This window comes from Amycolatopsis orientalis DSM 40040 = KCTC 9412 (assembly GCF_000478275.1).
GTDB classification, from domain to species: domain Bacteria; phylum Actinomycetota; class Actinomycetes; order Mycobacteriales; family Pseudonocardiaceae; genus Amycolatopsis; species Amycolatopsis orientalis.
Genome location: NZ_ASJB01000028.1, coordinates 73,758 through 91,502, shown reverse-complemented (window position 1 = coordinate 91,502; position 17,745 = coordinate 73,758). Strand labels below are relative to the sequence as shown.

General features: G+C 70.0%; 16 protein-coding genes. 10 read left to right on the top strand and 6 right to left on the bottom strand.

Annotation, left to right across the window (positions count from 1 at the left end; translation table 11 throughout):
- The first annotated feature begins 4 nt into the window (after nucleotides 1–4).
- Nucleotides 5–1,039 carry a metallophosphoesterase family protein gene (locus L324_RS07035; RefSeq protein ID WP_037305179.1) on the top strand — a complete coding sequence of 345 codons (1,035 nt, stop codon included), beginning with the start codon at nucleotides 5–7 and terminating at the stop codon, nucleotides 1,037–1,039.
- Nucleotides 1,040–1,105: 66 nt separating this feature from the next.
- Here the strand turns inward: L324_RS07035 and L324_RS07030 are convergent, their stop codons facing one another.
- The 3 genes from L324_RS07030 to L324_RS07020 form a co-directional block, all read right to left on the bottom strand.
- On the bottom strand, nucleotides 1,106–2,191 hold the full coding sequence (locus L324_RS07030; RefSeq protein WP_037305447.1) for an iron-siderophore ABC transporter substrate-binding protein: 1,086 nt from the start codon (nucleotides 2,189–2,191) through the stop codon (nucleotides 1,106–1,108).
- A 113-nt stretch (nucleotides 2,192–2,304) separates the two neighbouring features.
- On the bottom strand, nucleotides 2,305–4,062 hold the full coding sequence (locus L324_RS07025) for an ABC transporter ATP-binding protein (protein ID WP_037305177.1): 1,758 nt from the start codon (nucleotides 4,060–4,062) through the stop codon (nucleotides 2,305–2,307).
- The gene (locus L324_RS07020) at nucleotides 4,059–5,744 is read right to left on the bottom strand and encodes an ABC transporter ATP-binding protein (RefSeq protein ID WP_037305176.1); all 1,686 of its coding nucleotides are present in this window, start codon (nucleotides 5,742–5,744) and stop codon (nucleotides 4,059–4,061) included. The genes L324_RS07025 and L324_RS07020 overlap by 4 nt, the downstream gene beginning before the upstream one ends.
- Before the next feature lie 103 nt (nucleotides 5,745–5,847).
- On the opposite strand from L324_RS07020, the gene L324_RS07015 reads away from it, so the two are divergent.
- Nucleotides 5,848–6,891 carry a FecCD family ABC transporter permease gene (locus L324_RS07015; RefSeq protein WP_037305175.1) on the top strand — a complete coding sequence of 348 codons (1,044 nt, stop codon included), beginning with the start codon at nucleotides 5,848–5,850 and terminating at the stop codon, nucleotides 6,889–6,891.
- 20 nt (nucleotides 6,892–6,911) lie between these two features.
- Nucleotides 6,912–7,949 carry a FecCD family ABC transporter permease gene (locus L324_RS07010; protein WP_051173752.1) on the top strand — a complete coding sequence of 346 codons (1,038 nt, stop codon included), beginning with the start codon at nucleotides 6,912–6,914 and terminating at the stop codon, nucleotides 7,947–7,949.
- Here the strand turns inward: L324_RS07010 and L324_RS07005 are convergent.
- Complete coding sequence (locus L324_RS07005) at nucleotides 7,930–8,781, bottom strand: DMT family transporter (RefSeq protein WP_037305174.1); 852 nt, start codon at nucleotides 8,779–8,781, stop codon at nucleotides 7,930–7,932. The two genes, L324_RS07010 and L324_RS07005, sit on opposite strands and share 20 nt — an antisense overlap.
- A 41-nt stretch (nucleotides 8,782–8,822) precedes the next feature.
- Between L324_RS07005 and L324_RS07000 the strand changes: the two genes are divergently transcribed.
- Complete coding sequence (locus L324_RS07000; RefSeq protein WP_037305171.1) at nucleotides 8,823–9,344, top strand: DinB family protein; 522 nt, start codon at nucleotides 8,823–8,825, stop codon at nucleotides 9,342–9,344.
- 19 nt (nucleotides 9,345–9,363) lie between these two features.
- Nucleotides 9,364–10,074: an MBL fold metallo-hydrolase gene (locus L324_RS06995; protein WP_037305169.1), complete on the top strand. Its 711-nt coding sequence runs from the start codon at nucleotides 9,364–9,366 to the stop codon at nucleotides 10,072–10,074.
- A 73-nt stretch (nucleotides 10,075–10,147) separates the two neighbouring features.
- Here the strand turns inward: L324_RS06995 and L324_RS06990 are convergent, their stop codons facing one another.
- A complete protein-coding gene (locus tag L324_RS06990) occupies nucleotides 10,148–10,915 on the bottom strand; it encodes an IclR family transcriptional regulator (RefSeq protein WP_037305168.1) in 768 nt (255 codons plus the stop codon).
- A gap of 41 nt (nucleotides 10,916–10,956) precedes the next feature.
- Here L324_RS06990 and L324_RS06985 point away from each other — a divergent pair, with 41 nt between their 5' ends.
- Nucleotides 10,957–11,859, top strand: a complete 903-nt coding sequence (locus L324_RS06985) for an acetaldehyde dehydrogenase (acetylating) (protein WP_037305167.1) — start codon at nucleotides 10,957–10,959, stop codon at nucleotides 11,857–11,859.
- Nucleotides 11,856–12,890, top strand: coding sequence for a 4-hydroxy-2-oxovalerate aldolase (gene dmpG / locus L324_RS06980; protein ID WP_037305166.1), 1,035 nt, complete (start codon nucleotides 11,856–11,858; stop codon nucleotides 12,888–12,890). The genes L324_RS06985 and dmpG overlap by 4 nt, the downstream gene beginning before the upstream one ends.
- Here the strand turns inward: dmpG and L324_RS06975 are convergent.
- Nucleotides 12,881–13,474: a TetR/AcrR family transcriptional regulator gene (locus L324_RS06975; RefSeq protein ID WP_037305165.1), complete on the bottom strand. Its 594-nt coding sequence runs from the start codon at nucleotides 13,472–13,474 to the stop codon at nucleotides 12,881–12,883. The genes dmpG and L324_RS06975 overlap by 10 nt on opposite strands.
- Nucleotides 13,475–13,564: 90 nt before the next feature.
- Between L324_RS06975 and L324_RS06970 the strand changes: the two genes are divergently transcribed.
- The 3 genes from L324_RS06970 (at nucleotide 13,565) to L324_RS06960 (ending at nucleotide 17,737) form a co-directional block, all read left to right on the top strand.
- Nucleotides 13,565–14,485, top strand: coding sequence for an oxygenase MpaB family protein (locus tag L324_RS06970; RefSeq protein WP_037305163.1), 921 nt, complete (start codon nucleotides 13,565–13,567; stop codon nucleotides 14,483–14,485).
- Between the two features lie 12 nt (nucleotides 14,486–14,497).
- Nucleotides 14,498–15,523, top strand: coding sequence for an LLM class F420-dependent oxidoreductase (locus tag L324_RS06965; RefSeq protein WP_037305162.1), 1,026 nt, complete (start codon nucleotides 14,498–14,500; stop codon nucleotides 15,521–15,523).
- Between the two features lie 198 nt (nucleotides 15,524–15,721).
- A complete protein-coding gene (locus tag L324_RS06960; RefSeq protein WP_037305161.1) occupies nucleotides 15,722–17,737 on the top strand; it encodes a neutral/alkaline ceramidase in 2,016 nt (671 codons plus the stop codon).
- Nucleotides 17,738–17,745: the final 8 nt, after the last annotated feature.

The following is a 17,745-nucleotide window of genomic DNA, read 5'->3' as shown; positions in this document are numbered from 1 at the left end:
CTTTATGGATCGAAGAGCGTTCATGGTGGCCGCCGGTGGCGCGGCGGCGGGGGCGGCGATGCTGCCGGGGCAAGCGGAGGCACGACCCGGGCCACCGGCGAAATGGCCGCACTGGCCCGTCGTCCGCTTCAACATCCTCAGTGACATCCAGGGTGACTTGGCCGACTTCGGCAAGGCGCTCGACGATCTGCGGGCGATCAACCCGGGCAGCGCGGGACTGGGTATCGCGGGTGACCTCACCCCGCGTGGCTACGACTTCGAGTACGCCCAGCTGCGGTCCACTTTGGACAAGCACCCGCATCCGCGCGAGATCGCTTGGGCCATCGGCAACCACGAGTTCTACGTCCCGAAATGGCGGGACCCCGACACGCTCGCGCAGGAGACCTGGCCGAACGGGACCACCGAGGATTCCCTGTTCCGCAGCTTCTACCGGTTCGCGGGCCGCAACACCGTCTACTCCGAGACGTCGTTCGGCGGGGTTCCGGTGCTGTGCCTCGGAACCGAGCGGTACGCGAAGTACCACGACCCCAAGCTGTGGGACGAGGTCTGGATGAGCGACAGCCAGTTCACCTGGCTCGAACAACGTCTCCGGTACTGGTCGAACCGGCGGAGCCCGGTGATGGTGCTGACCCATCATCCGCTCCCCAACACGGTTTCCGGTACGCACAACAAGCTCTACCGCTCCGACTATCTCCAGTCGGACAGGCTGCTCTCGATCCTCGGGCGCCATCCGGACGTGTTCCTCTTCTCCGGGCACACGCACTGGGATCTCACCCTGTCGGACTGGGTGGTCCGCCGGGTGGTCCCGGGCACCGGCAACCTCGAAGGGTTCACGGTGGTCAACACCGCGGCCGTCCAGGTCGGCTGGACCGACGACGGCAAGGGCGGGGAAGTATCCCTCGGCGGCGCGTTCAACCAGGGGCTGCAGATCGAGGTCTCACCCGGCTCGGTGGTCATCAAGGCCCGTGACTTCACCACGAAGACCTGGCTGAAGCAGATCACCGTCCCGCTGCACAACTTCGGGGGATTCCCGCACTGACCGTCATGGCGCACGAAACGGGGCCGCGAGCGAAAAGTCGCGGCCCCGTTTCCTTTCCGCAAGGGCTCAGCCGGCCGGTTTGACCTCGGTCTTCGGGTCACCGTCGACGGCGGCGGACAGCTGCGGGACGATCCGGTCGATCACGTACGGCAGGCTCAGCACGGTCACGAACGAGACCGCGCTGCCATAGGTGCCTTCGTTCTCGATGAAGACCTCGCGCTTTTCCTTCGCCACCTTCAGTCCACTGTAGAGCGCGTCCTTGCCGAGGATCTCCTGCGCCTTCGCCGGGGTGTCGATGAGCCACACCAGCGCGTCGCGGTCGAGCAGGTCGGTCCGTTCGGCGCTGAGGCTCTTGCCGAACTTGTCACCGATGGCGGCGTCGAGATCGGCGGGCAGCTTGAAGCCGAGCGATTCGAGGATGTGCGAGCGGCCGTCCTGGCTGCCGTAGACGAAATAACCCTCGTAGGTCGACGCCATCAGCGCCGACTTGCCCTGGAACTCCGGGTGCTCCTTGCGGACCTGGGCGAACTTGTCCTCGACACCCTTGACCAGTTCGTTCGCCTTGGTGGCACGCCCGACGGCCTGGCCGACCTTCTTGGTCGCCTCGTTCCACGGGATGCCGTAGTCGTTGTACTCCTTCGGCTGCGCGACGACCGGGACGCCGATCTGGCTCAGCTTGTCGTACTGCTCCTTGGTGAGCCCGGAGTACAGCGCGATGATCAGATCCGGCTTCAGCGCGGCGATCTTCTCGTACTGCGGCCCGTCGACGTCCTTGAGGACCTCCGGCAGCGCGGCACCGCCGAGTTTGTCGGTCGCCCACGGGCCGATGGTGCCGGGGAACTTGCCGAGCCATTCGGTGACGCCGACCGGGACCACGCCGAGGGCGAGCAGCGCGTCCTGCTCGGTCAGGCCGACCGTGACGACCCGCTTGGGCTCCTGCGTGATGGTGGTGCTGCCGTACTTGTGCTCGATCGTCGTCGGGAACGCGTTCGCGTCGACCGCCGAACCGGCGGCGTTCTGCGCGGCCGGGGTGGCCGGTTCGCCACCACCTCCGCACGCGGTGAGCGTGGCGGCCAGTACCAGGGCGGACGCCAGGACGCCGGCGGTCTTCAGGCGTCCGCGCACGGCGGAGAGGGTGGGGATTCGGGCCATCATCCGTCCTTCTTGATCGGCGATCCGGCGCGAAGCCGGATTAATCGAGATTCAGGTTTGCCTAACCTAAGACGCCGGACGGCCGATTGCAACCGGCGCCACTGCGTCCCGGATCACGTCCGTGAACGGTTGTCCGACCAGGCCGCCCACAACGTCGCGTACCGGCCACCGGAGGCGACGAGTTCGTCGTGCGTCCCGCTCTCGACGACCACGCCCGCGTCGAGCACGACGACGCGGTCCGAAGCCGCCGCCTGCGTCAGCCGGTGCGCGACGACCAGGCCGGTCCGGCCTTCGAGCGCGGCCGCCGCGGCGGCTTCGAGGGTCTTCGCGCCCGCGCTCCCGGCTTCGGCGGTGGCCTCGTCGAGGATCGCGATCGGCGGATCCGCGAGGACCAGCCTGGCCAGCGCCAGTTGCTGGGACTGGGTGACCGTCAGCTGGTGACCGCCTTCGCCGACCACGGTCGCGAGGCCTTCGCCCAGCGCTTCCGCCCAGCCGCGTGCGCCGACCTTGTCCAATGCCGCCAACAGATCCTCGTCGGACGCGTCCGGCCGGGCGAGCCGGAGGTCGTCCGCCAGCGAACCGGCGAAGACGTGCACCTCCTGGCTGATCAGCGCGACGGCCTGCCGGGTCGCGGACGGGCCGAGTTCGTCGAGCGGTACGCCGCCGACGGAGACCGTGCCCGCGGCGGGGGTGTGGATCCCGGCGATCAGCTTGGCCAGTGTCGTCTTCCCGGCGCCGCTGGCCCCGACGAGCGCGACCCGCTCACCGGGGGCGAGACTCAGGTCGACGTCCCGCAGCACCGGGTGTCCGTCCACATAGGAATGGGAGACGCCCGCCGCTTTCACCGACGCGTCAACGGGTTTCGCGGGCCGCTGGGGTTCCCGCGGCGCGGGGAGGTCGGCGACGCCGACCAGGCGGGCGAGGCTCGCCGCGGCGGCCTGCGCGTCGTCCACCAGTGCCAGCGCGGTGTTGATCGGGCCGAAGAGACTGTGGAAGTACAACGCCGCCGCCGTCGCCGCGCCGATGGTCACCGCGTCGGCGCCCACCAGCAGGAAACCGGCCGCGAGCATGGCGGAGAGACCGACGAACTCGGCGAGGTTGAGCCGGGCGAAGAACCTCGTCATCAGCCGGACGCCACGCAGCATCAGGTCCATCGCGCCCTCCGATCGCTGCCGGACCCGCTCCACGTGGGCGTCGGCGAGGCGGAAGGCGCGCACGGTCTTCGCGCCGCCGATCGTGTCGAGCAGTTGCTGCTGCTGGGAACCCGTCGCGATCCGCTGCTCCGCGTACAGCGGGACTGCGTTGCGGACGTACCAGCGCACGGTGTGCAGCTGGATCGGGGCCGCCAGCAGTGCCGCCAGGAGGAACCGCCAGTCGAGGACGGCGAGGGCGCCGAGCGTCAGCACGATGGTCAGTACCGAGCGGCCCAGTTCGGGCAAGGCCTCGCGGACCGCCCTCGCCACCACCGTGACGTCGTTGGTGACCCGGGCGGTCAGGTCGCCGGAACCCGCGCGTTCGACCTGCTCCAGCGGGAGGCCCAGGGCGCGGTCCACGAACCGTTCGCGCAGTTCCGCGAGCAGGGTCTCGCCGAGTCGCGCGGTCAGCGAGACGCCCAGCGCGGTCGCGATCGCCTGGGCGATGGCGACCAGTACCAGCGCCACCACCGGGGTGGTCAGCTCGGTGGCCGGTCGTTTCCCGGTGACGAGATCGACGATGTGGCCGAGCAGGGGAGCGGTGAGCAGCCCGATGGCGGTCGCGCCGACGAGCATCGCGAGCGCGCCGGCGGCACGGGCCTTCGAAGTGCGGAGCAGTTCGCCCAGGACGGCGCGGATCCGCTTGCCGTCGGCGGTGGGGAGCAGTTCACGGGTCATGACAGCACCGCCGCGCGGTAGTCGGCGCGATCGAGCGCGAGTTCGGCGTGGCCGCCTTCGGCCGTGACCCGGCCGCCGTCGAGGACGACGACGCGGTCCGTCACGGCGAGCAGGGCGGGACTCGTGGTCACCAGGATCGTGGTCCGTCCTTGTCGTAGCCGGGCGAGCCCGGTGGCGATCCTCGCCTCGGTCACCGTGTCCACCGCCGTCGTCGGGTCGTGGACGACGAGGACCGGCGCCTCGGCGGCGAGCGCGCGGGCGAGGGCCACTCGTTGCCGCTGCCCGCCGGAAAGGGAGCGTCCCCGTTCGGTGACCGCGGTCGCGATCCCGTCCGGCAACGCCGCCGCGACCTCGTCCGCCGCCGACGCGGCCAGCGCTTGGTCGTGCGCGGGGCCACCGGCGTGGACGTTCTCCGCCAGCGTCCCTTCGAAGAGGTCCGCGTCGTGCGCGGCGACCAGGACGACCTCCCGTACCCGGTCCGGGTCCACAGTGGACAGATCGATGCCGTCGACGCGGACTTGGCCCTCGGCCGGATCGCCCGCGCGGCCTAGGCAGTCGAGCAGATCTGTCGCGGTGGCGGGATCGGTGGCGACGACGCCGACCAGCTGCCCCGCCGGGATGTCGAGATCGACCCCGCGGAGGCTGCCGTAGGAGACGCCCGAAAGCCGGACGTTCCCGGTGGCGGGCGACGGAAGTTCACCGTCGCCCGTTTCGACCGCCGTCGGCGCGGTCAGCAGGTCGGCGACGCGGGACGCCGACGCGCGGCCCTGCGCCAGTTCGCTGTTGACCCACGAGAAGATCAGGAACGGGGTGAGCAGGAACTGGGCGAGCCCGACCGCCGCGACGAGGTCGCCGACGCTGATCGCGCCCGACGACGCGAGATGCCCGCCGACGAGGGCGACGATCGCGATGAAGACACCGGTGAGCGCGAGTACCGCGCCGTCGTGCCAGGCCTTGGCCTTCGCGGCGCGCAAGGTCGCCTTCAGCGAGTTCTGGCTCGTGTCGCGGTAGCGCGCGACGGCGGCAGGCTCGGCGCCGATGCCCTTGAGCACCCGTAGACCGGCGACCAGATCCGTGGCGACCCCCGACGCGTGCGCCGAGCGTTCCTGCTCGGCCTCGCTCCGGCGCTCCAGCGGTTTCCCGATGAGATGCGCGAGATACAGCAGCGGCGGCGTGCCCAGGAGGACGAGGAGACCGAGCGGGAGGGACATGCGCAGCAGCGCGACGGCGCTGACCAGCACTCCGGCGAGCGCGGCGATCCCGAACGGCAGGGCGGCGTTCACGACCCCGACCCGTTGCGCGTCACTGGTGCCTATATTGACCAGTTCGCCGGCCAGCTTGCCGTTTTCGGCGCCACCGCCGGGATGCAGGACCCGGCGGCTGATCGCGATGCGGATGTCGTGCGCCGCCCGCAGCGAGGCCCCTTCGGCCGCGCGCGCGGCGAACCGGTAGCTGTAGGACAGTCCGGCGAAGACCACGCCGAGCACGGCGAGCCAGAACACGAGCGTGCCCACCGAGCCGCCGGCGACGGCCTGATCGATCACCACGCCGATGATCACCGGGACGAGTGCTTCACCGCCTTGGTGCCCGGCAGCGAGGATGGACGCGAGCGTGACCTGCCGTCGTTGCCCGGAAATAGCCTGGCGCAGGACGCTTCGGCTGGTGGTGGCCGTTGCGGTCACCGGCGCCTCCGTTGTTCGGGGTAGGTAAGGCTAGTCTAAGTCGGTAGCTCGTTGAGGTGAACTCCGGCGTTCGGTTAGCCTCGCCTCAGTCGAAGGAGGTCCCGTGGTCGTCACCGAACGCCCGCCCGCCGCGGCGTCCCCGCCGAGCGCGGCGGCACGGACGTTCCGCGCCGGCGGCCTGGTGCTCGGGCTCGCCCTGCTGGCACTAGTCTTCCTGCTCAGCATCTGGGTCGGGTCGAAGAGCATCCCGTTCACCTCGACCTGGTCGGTGCTGTGGCACAACGACGGCTCGACCGACGCGGTGATCATCCACGACCTCCGCATCCCGCGGACGCTGCTGGGCGTGGTCGTCGGGGTGGCGCTCGGCCTGGCGGGCGCGGTGATGCAGGCACTCACCCGGAACCCGCTCGCCGATCCCGGCCTGCTCGGTGTCAACACCGGCGCCTCGGCCGCGGTCGTGTCGGGTATCGCCTTCGTCGGCGTCTCCGGCGTGCTCGGCTACATCTGGTTCGCCTTCGCCGGGGCGGCGCTCTCCTCGGTGGTGGTCTATCTCCTCGGCTCGGCGGGCCGGAGCGCGACCCCGGACCGCCTCGTGCTCGCCGGCGCCGCCGTGATGGCCGTGCTCCAGGCCTACATCGTCGGGGTGCTGCTGCTGATGCCCGAGACGTTCAACCAGTTCCGGTTCTGGAACGTCGGTTCGCTCAGCGGCCGGAAATGGGACGTGCTGCTGCAGATCTCGCCGTTCGTCGTGGTCGGCGCGATCATCGCGCTGCTGCTCGCCCGGCCGCTCAACGTCCTCGCGCTCGGCGACCAGACCGGCAAGGCGCTCGGCGCCCACGTGGGCCGTACCCGGGTCCTGGGGGCGCTCGTGGTGACCCTGCTCTGCGGTGCCGGGACCGCGGCGGTCGGGCCGATCCTGTTCCTCGGCCTCGCCGTACCGCACGCCGCACGCATGCTGGTCGGCCCCGATCAGCGGTGGGTGCTGCCGTATTCGATGCTGCTCGCGCCGATCGCGCTGATCGGCGCCGACGTCCTCGGCCGCGTGCTGATCCCGCCCGAGGAACTGCAGGCGGGCATCGTGGTCGCGTTCGTCGGCGCACCGGTGTTCATCGCGCTCTGCCGCCGCAGGAAGCTGGCCCGGCTGTGACGATCAAGGAGCGACCACCGTTGAGCACCCGCGTCCTGCGCACCCCGGGCGGCGGGCTTTCCCTGCGTGTCACCCCGAGGGCGGCGATCGTCGTCACGCTGCTGGCCGTCACCGTGTTCTTCGTCGGCGCGGTCAGCATGACGACCGGCGATTACCCGTTGTCCGTCGGCGAAGTCATCCAGACGTTGTTCGGCTTCGGCGACCGGAGCACCGAATTCATCGTGACCACACTGCGCCTGCCGCGGCTGCTGACCGCGCTGCTGGTCGGCGGCGCGCTCGCGGTCAGTGGCGCGATCCTGCAGAGCCTGTCCGGAAATCCTCTGGGCAGCCCTGATTTCATCGGCTTCACCGAAGGGGCCGCCGCGGGCGCGCTGTTGTCGATCATCGTCGTGCACGGCGGCATGCTCCAGGTGTCGGCGGGCGCGCTGGTCGGCGGCGTCGTGACGGCGGCCCTGATCGCGTTGCTCGCGCTGAACCGCGGCGTGCACGCGTTCCGGCTGATCCTCGTCGGGATCGGGGTGAACGCGATGCTCATCGCGTTCAACTCCTACCTGCTCACCAGGGCGGCCTGGCAGGACGGCCTGGCGGCACAGGCGTGGCTGGTCGGCGGGCTCAACGGACGCGGGTGGGAGCACGTGGTCCCGGTCGCGGTCGCCATCGCCGTCCTGCTTCCGCCCGCCTTCGTCTACGGCAGAAGGCTTTCGTTGCTGGAGATGGGCGACGACTCGGCCATGGGACTCGGCGTGCCGGTCCAGCGGAGCCGGATCGTGCTGCTCGGGGTCAGCGTGGGGCTGTGCTCGATCGCGACGGCGGCCGCCGGTCCGATCGCGTTCCTGGCCCTCGCCGCACCTCAGCTGGCGAAGCGGCTCACGCGGTCTTCGGGTCCCGGGCTCGCCGCGGCCGCGCTGATGGGGATGCTCCTGCTGGTGACGAGCGATCTGATCACCCAGCAGTTCCTGGCCGGCCTGCCCGTCGGCCTCGTGACCGGGGCGATCGGCGGGCTGTACCTGGCTTGGCTGCTGGTGTCCCGTCGTGGGGTCAGCCGAGCGGCGCGCTGACCGGCTCGATCGGGGCGGGCTCGCCGAACCGGGCCAGTGCCAGCGCCGCCGAAACGGCGAGCACGAAACCCACCGCCGCGACGGCCGCGAAACCGGGTCGCGTGGTGTCGCCGAGCACGAGCACCCCGATCAGGGACGGGAACACGGTCTCGCCGATCACCATCATCGCGGTCGAGGTGGTGACACTGCCGCGTTGCAGCGCGGTGGCGTAGAACAGCATCGCCATCGCGCCCGCCGCGGCCAGTGTGTACGCGGCCGGGTCGGTCAGCAGGTCGAGCGGGGCCAGGCTGGGGAGCACCCGGCCGGAAAGCGCGACGACGCCGAAGCACAGCCCGGCGATCAGCCCCAGCGCCGGTGTCCGGATCCGCCGTGCCGCGCGGCCGGCGAACATCCCGGCCGTGCCGAGTACGACCACCGCGCCGACCAGCACGAGCCGGAAACCCAGCCCGGTCGCCGACGAACCTTCGCTCTCCGCCGACATCCCGAGCAGCGCCAGCCCGGCGCAGACCACCGCGACCGCCGTCCACTCGCGACGTCCCAGCCGGACACCGAGCGTCCGCGCCGCGACCGCGGTCACGGCGAGACTGCCCGCCAGCGCCGCCTGGACCACGAACAGTGGCAGCACGCGCAGCGCGACCACCTGCGCGACGAACCCGACGACGTCCAGCGCCAGGCCCGCGACGAACTTCCACTGCCGCAGCACCCGTACGAGAAGCTGGGGATCGACGCGGTCTTCGTCGCCCGAGGTCGCCTTCGCGGCGATCGCTTGCATCACCGAAGCGACGCCGTACGCACAGGCCGCGAAGAACGCGCAGATCAATCCCCACCACATGACGAGCCAGCCTAGCCCTGTCCGATGTGTAAGGTGTCCGCATGTCGAACACGAGTTCGAGCGCCGAGCCGGTGGAGCGGGCCTGGCCGGACGGGATCGCCGAGGACGAGGCCGGGATCCAGTGGGACTTCCTGCGCTTTCTCCGTGCCACCGCGGTGAACAAGGTCGCCGGGCTGACCAGGGAGCAGGCGGCCGCGACACCGCTGCCGGGGTCGCCGAGGATGAGCGCGCTGGGCGTACTCAAGCATCTGACCGCGGTCGAGCGCTGGTGGCTGTCGATCGAAGCGGGCGGGGAGGAGCTGCCGTCGCTGTGGGAAGGCTCACCGGATCCGAGCTGGGACCTGACCGAGGACGACGATCCGCGGTCGGTCGTCGAGTCCTACCGCGCCGAGTGGGCCCACTCGGAAGCCGCGCTGGCCGGGGTCTCGCCCGGTGACCGGGCGCGCCGGTCGAGGAGGTTCACCGTCCGGTGGGTGCTCGCGCACGTCGTCCAGGAGACGGCGCGGCACACCGGCCATCTGGACATCCTGCGAGAGCTGGCCGACGGCACCGTGGGGGAGTGAGGCCCCGTAAGGTGTGGCCATGGCTGACAGGCTGTACTTCCGGCAGTTGCTCGCGGGCCGTGACTTCGCGGTGGGTGATCCGGTCGCGACGCAGATGGTCAACTTCGCCTACCTGATCGGCGACCGGGAGACGAACGAGGCCGTCATCGTCGACCCGGCGTACGCCGTCGGCGATCTGCTGGATGTGCTGGAGGCCGACGGCATGCGGCCGACCGGCGTCCTCGCCACGCATCATCACCCCGATCACGTCGGCGGCGAGATGATGGGCTTCTCGCTGCCGGGGATCGCGGAACTGCTGGAGCGCGTCCAGGTGCCGATCCACGTCAACGCCGCGGAAGCCGAGTGGGTCCGCCGGATCACCGGCGTTTCCGGGACCGATCTGCGCTCGCACGAACACGACGACGTCCTGGAGGTCGGCGCGGTCCCGATCCGGCTGCTGCACACGCCGGGGCATACGCCGGGAAGCCAGTGCTTCCTCGTCGACGGCCGTCTCGTTTCGGGGGACACGCTGTTCCTCGAAGGCTGTGGCCGCACCGATTTCCCCGGCGGCGACGCGGAAGCGATCTACCGGAGCCTGCAGTGGCTGGCCGGGCTGGACGGCGATCCGGTCGTCTACCCGGGTCACCAGTACTCGGCGGAACCGTCGGCGCACCTTTCGCGGGTGAAGGAGACGAACTTCGTGTTCCAGCCCAAGTCGCTGGACGACTGGCGGCTGATGTTCGGCGGCTGAAAACGCATCCAGAGGACGAAATGCGGGGTCAGGGCGGGAAGAGCGGGCACGTCACGAGCCCTCGGTCGACGAGCTAGAGATTTCGTGACAGGGCCAAAGCCGCGGTCCGGACCGCGGGCGCGACGCGGCTGGTGTGCATGCGATTCGCCCAGCCGGAGATCGACAACGCCGCCACCGCGACGCCTTTCGCGTCGAGGAGCGGGCTCGCCGCGCAGACGACGCCGACGCCGGATTCCTCGCGTTCGAACGCGATCCCGTCGGCGCGGACCTTCGCGAGCTGACGGCGCAACAGTCCGGCGGCGGTGATCGTCCGGACGCTCACCCGGGGCAATCCGGCCTCGATCACCTGTGTCACCACGGATTCCGGCGAGAAGGCGAGGATCGCCTTCCCGACCCCGGTGGCGTGCGCGGGAAAGCGGCCGCCGATCCGGGACGGCAGCGAGGGCGCGTCCGGTCCCCGCAGGATGTCGAGATAGACGACCTCCGTGCCCTCCAGGACCGCGAGATGCACCGTGTTCCGCGTCGCTTCGCGGAGGTCGGCGAGATACGGGCGCGCCGCCTCGACCAGTCCGCGGCGTCGCACCGCCAGCTGGCCGATCTCGAACAGCTTCAGCCCGAGCCGCAGCGCCGGGCCCTCGCGTTCGAGCAGTCCGGTCGCGACCAGGTGACCGGTGAGCCGGTGGACCGTCGACTTCGCCAGTCCGGTCCGCCGCGCCAGTTCGGAGACACCCAAGGCCTCGTCGCCGGGCCGGAAGGCCGAGAGCAGCGCGGAGATCCGGGCGGCCACGAGGCCGTCCGCTCCGGTTCGTTCCTCCTCGTCGTTCCGCCCAGCGGCACGCATGGGTTGAGTGTGCCCTATCCGCTCGGGGAGCGTCATCCGACATGGCGCAACGGAAAGCGGTGGCCGCGATCGTCGGTCCCGGGAACATCGGCACCGACCTGCTCGCGAAGCTGAAGCGCAGCGAACACGTCGAAGTGCGGTACATGGTCGGCGTGGACCCGGCCTCGGACGGGCTGGCGAAGGCCGCGCAGCTGGGGCTGGAGACGTCGGCGGAAGGTGTCGACTGGCTGCTGTCCCGCGACGAACTGCCGGACCTCGTCTTCGAAGCGACCTCGGCGAAGGCGCATCTGGCGAACGCGCCGCGCTACGCCGCCGCCGGGATCCGCGCGATCGACCTGACCCCGGCCGCGGTCGGTCCGTTCACCTGCCCGGCCGTCGGCCTGCCCGAACGGCTGGACGTGCCGAACGTCAACCTCATCACCTGCGGCGGCCAGGCCACGATCCCGATCGTGCGAGCGGTGTCGCGGGTGACGCCGGTGCCCTACGCCGAGATCGTCGCGTCCGTCTCGTCGCGTTCGGCGGGCCCGGGGACGCGGGCGAACATCGACGAGTTCACCGCGACCACGGCGCGCGGGATCGAACTCGTCGGGGGAGCGGGCCGCGGCAAGGCGATCATCATCATCAACCCCGTCGAGCCCCCGATGATCATGCGGGACACGGTGTTCTGCGCGATCGACCCGGACGCGGACTTCGGCGCGGTGACCGAATCCATCCACCGGATGGTCGAGACGGTCCAGGGCTACGTGCCGGGCTACACGCTCAAGGCGGATCCGCAGTACGACCCGCCGAGGCCGGGGTGGAGCGGACAGGCTCGGGTCGCGGTGTTCCTCGAAGTCGCCGGGAACGGGGACTTCCTGCCGAAGTACGCGGGCAACCTCGACATCATGACGGCCGCGGCCGCCCGCATCGGCGACCTGCTGGCCACGCAGGGGGTGGCGGCATGAGCTGGGACGACGTGGACCGCGAGGTCCGGCTGGTCGACACGAGCCTGCGCGACGGCAGCCACGCGATGGCGCACCAGTTCACCGAGAAGAACGTGCGCGACACCGTGCGGGCGCTGGACGACGCGGGCGTCTCGCTGATCGAGGTCAGCCACGGCGACGGTCTCGGCGGCTCGACGTTCAACTACGGCTTTTCCCTGGTCGACGAACGGAAACTGATCGAGGCGGCGGTCGACGAGGCGCGGCACGCGAAGATCGCCGTGCTGCTCCTGCCCGGCCTCGGCACGGTCGGCGACCTGCGGGTGGCGGCCGATCTCGGCGCAGGCGCGGTCCGGATCGCGACCCACTGCACCGAGGCCGACGTCTCCGTCCAGCACTTCGGCGCGGCGCGGGACCTCGGGCTGGAGACGGTCGGTTTCCTGATGCTGTCCCATATGTCCACACCGGAGGCGCTGGCGAAACAGGGCCGGATCATGGTCGACGCCGGATGCCGGTGCGTGTACGTCGTCGACTCGGCCGGGGCGCTGATCCTGGAGGAGTCCGCCGACCGGATCGCCGCGCTGGTGGCGGAGTTCGGGGACGAGGCGCAGGTCGGCTATCACGGGCACCAGAACCTGAGCTTCGGTGTCGCGAACTCCGTGCTGGCCTACCGCGCGGGCGCCCGGCAGATCGACGGCTCACTCGTCGCGCTCGGCGCCGGCGCGGGCAATTCGCCGACGGAGGTGCTCGCGGCGACGTTCGAACGGCTCGGGATCCGCACCGGCGTCGACAAGGACGTGCTGATGGACGCGGCCGAGAACGTCGTGAAGCCCTACATCACGCGGCTGCCGGTGATGGACCGGTCGTCGATCGTGCAGGGTTTCGCGGGCGTGTACTCGAGTTTCCTGCTGCACGCGGAGCGCGCCGCCGAACGCTATGACGTCCCCGCGCACGAAATCCTGTACCGCGTCGGCGCCGCGAAGTACGTGGGCGGGCAGGAGGACATGATCATCGACATCGCCCTGCAGCTGGTCGCCGAACGCGGTCAGGGCTGACGGTCGGCGCCGAGGACGAGGCGGACGCAGTGGTCGATCAGGCGGTCGCGGCTCACCTTGAGCGAGCCGTCGAGGTAGGCGATGAAGACGTTGCTCAGCGCGCCGACCAGCCCGATCGAGATCATCTGCCGTTCGGCCGCGTCGCCGTGGGAGAGCTGCCCGCTGACCAACTCGGCGAAGGAGGGCAGGAGTGCGATCCCGCGGGTGGTCAGCGCGGGATCCGTGATCGGCGCGAGCAGGAGCACGCGGCCCTTGCGCGGGTCGTCGAGCATCAGTTCGACGAAGGCGCGGACGGCGGCCTTCGCCCTGTCCGCGGGGGCGGCCGTGTCGCTGACCGCGTCGACCAGGGCCTGCCGCGCCTGCTCGGCGATGAACTCGTAGACCGCGACGACCAGTTCCTCGCGGTCGGTGAAGCTCTCGTAGAAGTACCGCTCGGTGAGCTTGGCGTGGCGGCAGACCGCGCGGACACTCACCCCGGCGCTGCCCTGGGTGCCGAGCAGGTCGAGACCCGCCTCGACGAGTTGTCCCCGGCGGGCGGCCTTGCGGTCGTCCAGCGTCGTGCCTGCCCAGCTGCGGCCGGCCATGATCGGCTCCTCTTGTTGACTACGGCCGTTGTCAACTTTAACCTGACAACAGTTGTGGTCAGTTTAACCAGCTCAGTGAGGAGACCGGGGATGACACAGCCGCGGCCGTTGGGACCGGATTCCCTGACCTGGAAGTACTTCGGTGACTGGCGAGGGCTGCTCATCGCGCTCTGGGCCGGATCCATGCAGAACATGCACCCCGAACTGGGCGCGGGCGTGGAGGAGCATTCGCGGTTCTTCGAGGAGCGCTGGCAGCGGCTGTTCCGCTCGCTGTACCCGATCGGGGGAGTGATCTACGACGGTCCGCGCGCCCGGCGGACCGCGCTTGAGGTGCGTGGCTACCACGATCGGATCAAGGGCGTCGACAAACACGGCCGGCGCTATCACGCGCTCAACCCGGACACCTTCTACTGGGCGCATGCGACGTTCTTCATGAGCGCGATCCTCATCGCCGACAACTTCATCGGCGGTATCGGCGAGGCCGAGAAACGGAAGCTGTTCGACGAGCACGTCCAGTGGTACGAGATGTACGGCATGAGCATGCGGCCGGTGCCGGCGTCCTGGGAGGACTTCCAGCTGTACTGGAAGCGCATGTGCGAGGAGGTCCTGGAGGACAACAAGGCCACCCGCGACGTCCTCGAGATCCAGGACATCGCCAAGCCGCATTTCCTGCCCTGGCTGCCCGACCTCGCCTGGAACCTCGTCCGCGGGAGCGTGGCGCGGAACTTCGTCTGGCTGACCGTCGGCATGTACGACCAGCCGATCCGCGAACGGCTCGGCCACACCTGGACCGCCCGCGACGAGCGACGGCACCGCCGCGTGGGAAAGCTGATCAACGCGGCGTTCAAGCTGGTCCCTCACGATCTCCGTTACCATCCGCGCGCCAGGGCGGGCTGGCGCCGGGAGCGTGGCGAGCTGGCCCCGGACGCCCCGTTGGTCGAGACTCCCGCCAGGAACCTTCCGCCGCTTTCGGAGCGGGGCAAACCCGAGCACTACTCACCGAACGTCTGACGAGGAGCCTCGATGAAGCTGGGTTACCACCTCGGTTACTGGTCCTCCGGCCCGCCCGAGGGCGCGCTGGACGCTGTTCTGAAGGCCGAAGAACTCGGCTTCGACTCCGTGTGGACCGCCGAGGGCTACGGTTCGGACGCCTTCACCCCGCTGGCCTGGTGGGGTGCGTCGACCAGCCGGATCAAGCTCGGCACCAACATCGTCCAGATGTCGGCGCGCACCCCGACCGCGACGGCCATGCACGCGCTGACGCTGGATCACCTGTCCGGCGGCCGGTTCGTGCTCGGGCTCGGCGCGTCCGGGCCGCAGGTGGTCGAAGGCTGGTACGGGCAGCCGTATCCGAAGCCGCTGGCCCGCACGCGTGAGTACGTCGACATCGTGCGGAAGGTCGTCGCGCGGGAAGCGCCGGTGACCCACGACGGACAGCACTTCCAGCTCCCGCTGCGGGGCGGGACCGGACTGGGGAAGCCGCTCAAGTCCACAGTGCACCCGTTCCGCGAGGAGATCCCGATCTTCCTCGCCGCCGAGGGCCCGAAGAACGTGGCGCTCTCGGCGGAGATCTGCGACGGCTGGCTCCCGCTGTTCTTCTCGCCCAAGAGCGACGGCTTCTACCGGGCCGCGCTCCAGGAGGGATTCTCGCGCCCTGGCGCCCGGCACGGTTTCGACGATTTCGAGGTCGCCGCGTCCGTCCCGGTCCTCGTCCATGACGACGTCGAGGAGGCGGCGAGCTGGATCAAACCGTCGCTGGCGCTCTACATCGGTGGCATGGGCGCGAAATCGGTCAACTTCCACCACGACGTCTTCGCCCGGATGGGATACGAGGACGTCGCCGACAAGGTCCAGGAGCTGTATCTGGCCGGACGGAAGGACGAGGCGACCGCCGCGATCCCGACGTCGCTGGTCGAGGACACCTCCCTGATCGGACCGGCGGAGAAGATCCGCGACGAACTCGCCGCCTGGGAGGAGACCGTGGTGACCACGTTACTGCTGCGGGGCGATGCCGCCACGCTCACGAAGGTCGCGGAGACCCTTTCGTAGCCCGCTCTCGTGAGTGGTAATGACGGTTAGAACCGTCATTACCACTCACGAGGCTTGACCGGCTCGATGCCGGCGTCTCGTCACCCCCGCATTTAGTCCTCTGGATGCGTTCGTGGGTTGCGGGCGTGAGGGCCATCACGTAGCGTCCCGGCAACGAACATGAAGTCGGTTCATGTTCGACGTCGGGAGGTGCTACTCATGGCGGTGAGCCGGAGGCGGGTTCTCGCGGGTGCGGCGGCGTTGCCGGTCGCGGCCGGTGTGCTCGGCGCCCACCGGGCACAAGCGGCGCCATCAGCGGGTTTCCGCGTCGGTGCCGGGATCTCCGACGTCACCGGCCCGGCCGCCGAGAACGGCATGATGGGCTACTCGATGCCGCAGCAGCAGACCGCCGGCATCCACCTGCGCACCCGGGCGCGGGCCTTCGTGGTCGACGACGGCGCCAAGCGGATCGCGTTCGTGACCGCCGACCTCGGCGCGCTGTTCCAGTCCGTCCACCAGGGTGTGCTGCGCAAGCTCCAGGCCGCGTACGGCGACCTGTACACCGAGCAGAACGTGCTCCTCAACGCCACGCACACCCACTCCGCGTGCGGCGGCGATTCCCATTACGCCGCCTACGATCTGGCGATCCTCGGCTTCCAGCAGGAGGTCTACGACGCCGTCGTCGACGGCATCTTCGAGGCGATCAGCCGGGCGCACGCGAACCTCGCGCCCGGGTCGATCCGGCTCGGCCGCGCCGAACTGACCACGGCGAGCGTCAACCGCTCCCGCGCGGCCTTCGACCTGAACCCCAAGGCGGACAAGGATCACTTCCCGCAGGCGATCGACCCCGCCGTCACGGTGCTGCGGTTCAGCCAGGGCGGCACCGACATCGGCGCGATCAGCTGGTTCGCCACGCACGGGACGTCGATGAGCAACGGCAACCACCTGATCAGCGGCGACAACAAGGGGTACGCCGCCTACGAATGGGAGCACGACCACGCGGGCGTGCGGTACCTCGACGGGAACCCGCGGTTCGTCGCCGCGTTCCCGCAGACCAACACCGGCGACATGAGCCCGAACCTGAACCTCGAACCCGGCACGCCGGAGACGGAGTTCGAGAACACCCGCACCATCGGCGATCTCCAGTTCCGCGCCGCGAAAAGCGCCTTCGACGCGGCCGCCGAGGCCGTGACAGGCGGCGTCGACCACCGTATGTGCTACGTCGACATGTCCGACGTCGCGGTCGACGCGAAGTACACCCCGAACGGGCGGCCGCAGCACACCTGCACGGCCGCGATCGGGGTGTCGATGCTGGCCGGAAGCCGGGAGGACGGCCCGGGGCTGCCGCTCCCGGAAGGCGTGAAGAACCCGTTCATCGACTGGCTCGGCGGCATCGACGCGCCGATCCCGCAGGCCCTCGCCGACGCGCAGGCGCCGAAGGTCGTCGCCGTCCCGTTCGGTGCGATGAAGCCGTATCCGTGGGCGCCCGAGGTCCTGCCGCTGCAGCTCGTCCGCATCGGACAGCTGCACCTCGTGGCCGTACCCGCCGAGCTGACCATCGTGTCCGGGCTGCGCCTGCGCCGGACCGTCGCCGCGGAACTCGGCGTCCCGCTGGAGAACGTGCTCGTCCAGGGCTACGCCAACGCCTACAGCCAGTACGTCACCACCCCGGAGGAGTACGACTCGCAGCAGTACGAAGGCGCGTCGACGCTCTTCGGCCGCTACACACTTCCCGCGTACCAGCAGGAATTCGCCAAGCTGGCCGCCGCGATGAAGGCCGGGACGACGGTGCCACACGGGCCGACACCGAGGGACCTGCGCGGGAAGCTGATCAACTTCCAGCCCGGGGTCGTCTTCGACAGCGCGCCCGCGTTCAAGGGCTTCGGTGACGTCCTGGTCGACGCGAAGAGCACCTACGCGCGCGGTGAGCAGGTCGCGGTCGAGTTCGTCACCGGGCATCCGAAGAACGACCTCCGGCGCGGCGGCACGTTCCTGGAGATCCAGCGGCTGGTCGACGGCAAGTGGGTGCGTCACGCCGACGACGGCGACTGGGACACGAAGTACCGCTGGGCGCGGACGTTCGTCGCCGAATCGAAAGCCGTCGTCCACTGGAAGATCCCCCCGAACGCCCCGATCGGCAAATACCGCGTGGTCCACTTCGGCAACTGGAAGAACGGCTGGAACGGGGCGATCTCCGCGTTCAGCGGGACTTCGCGGACGTTCGTCGTCTCCTGACACCGGAA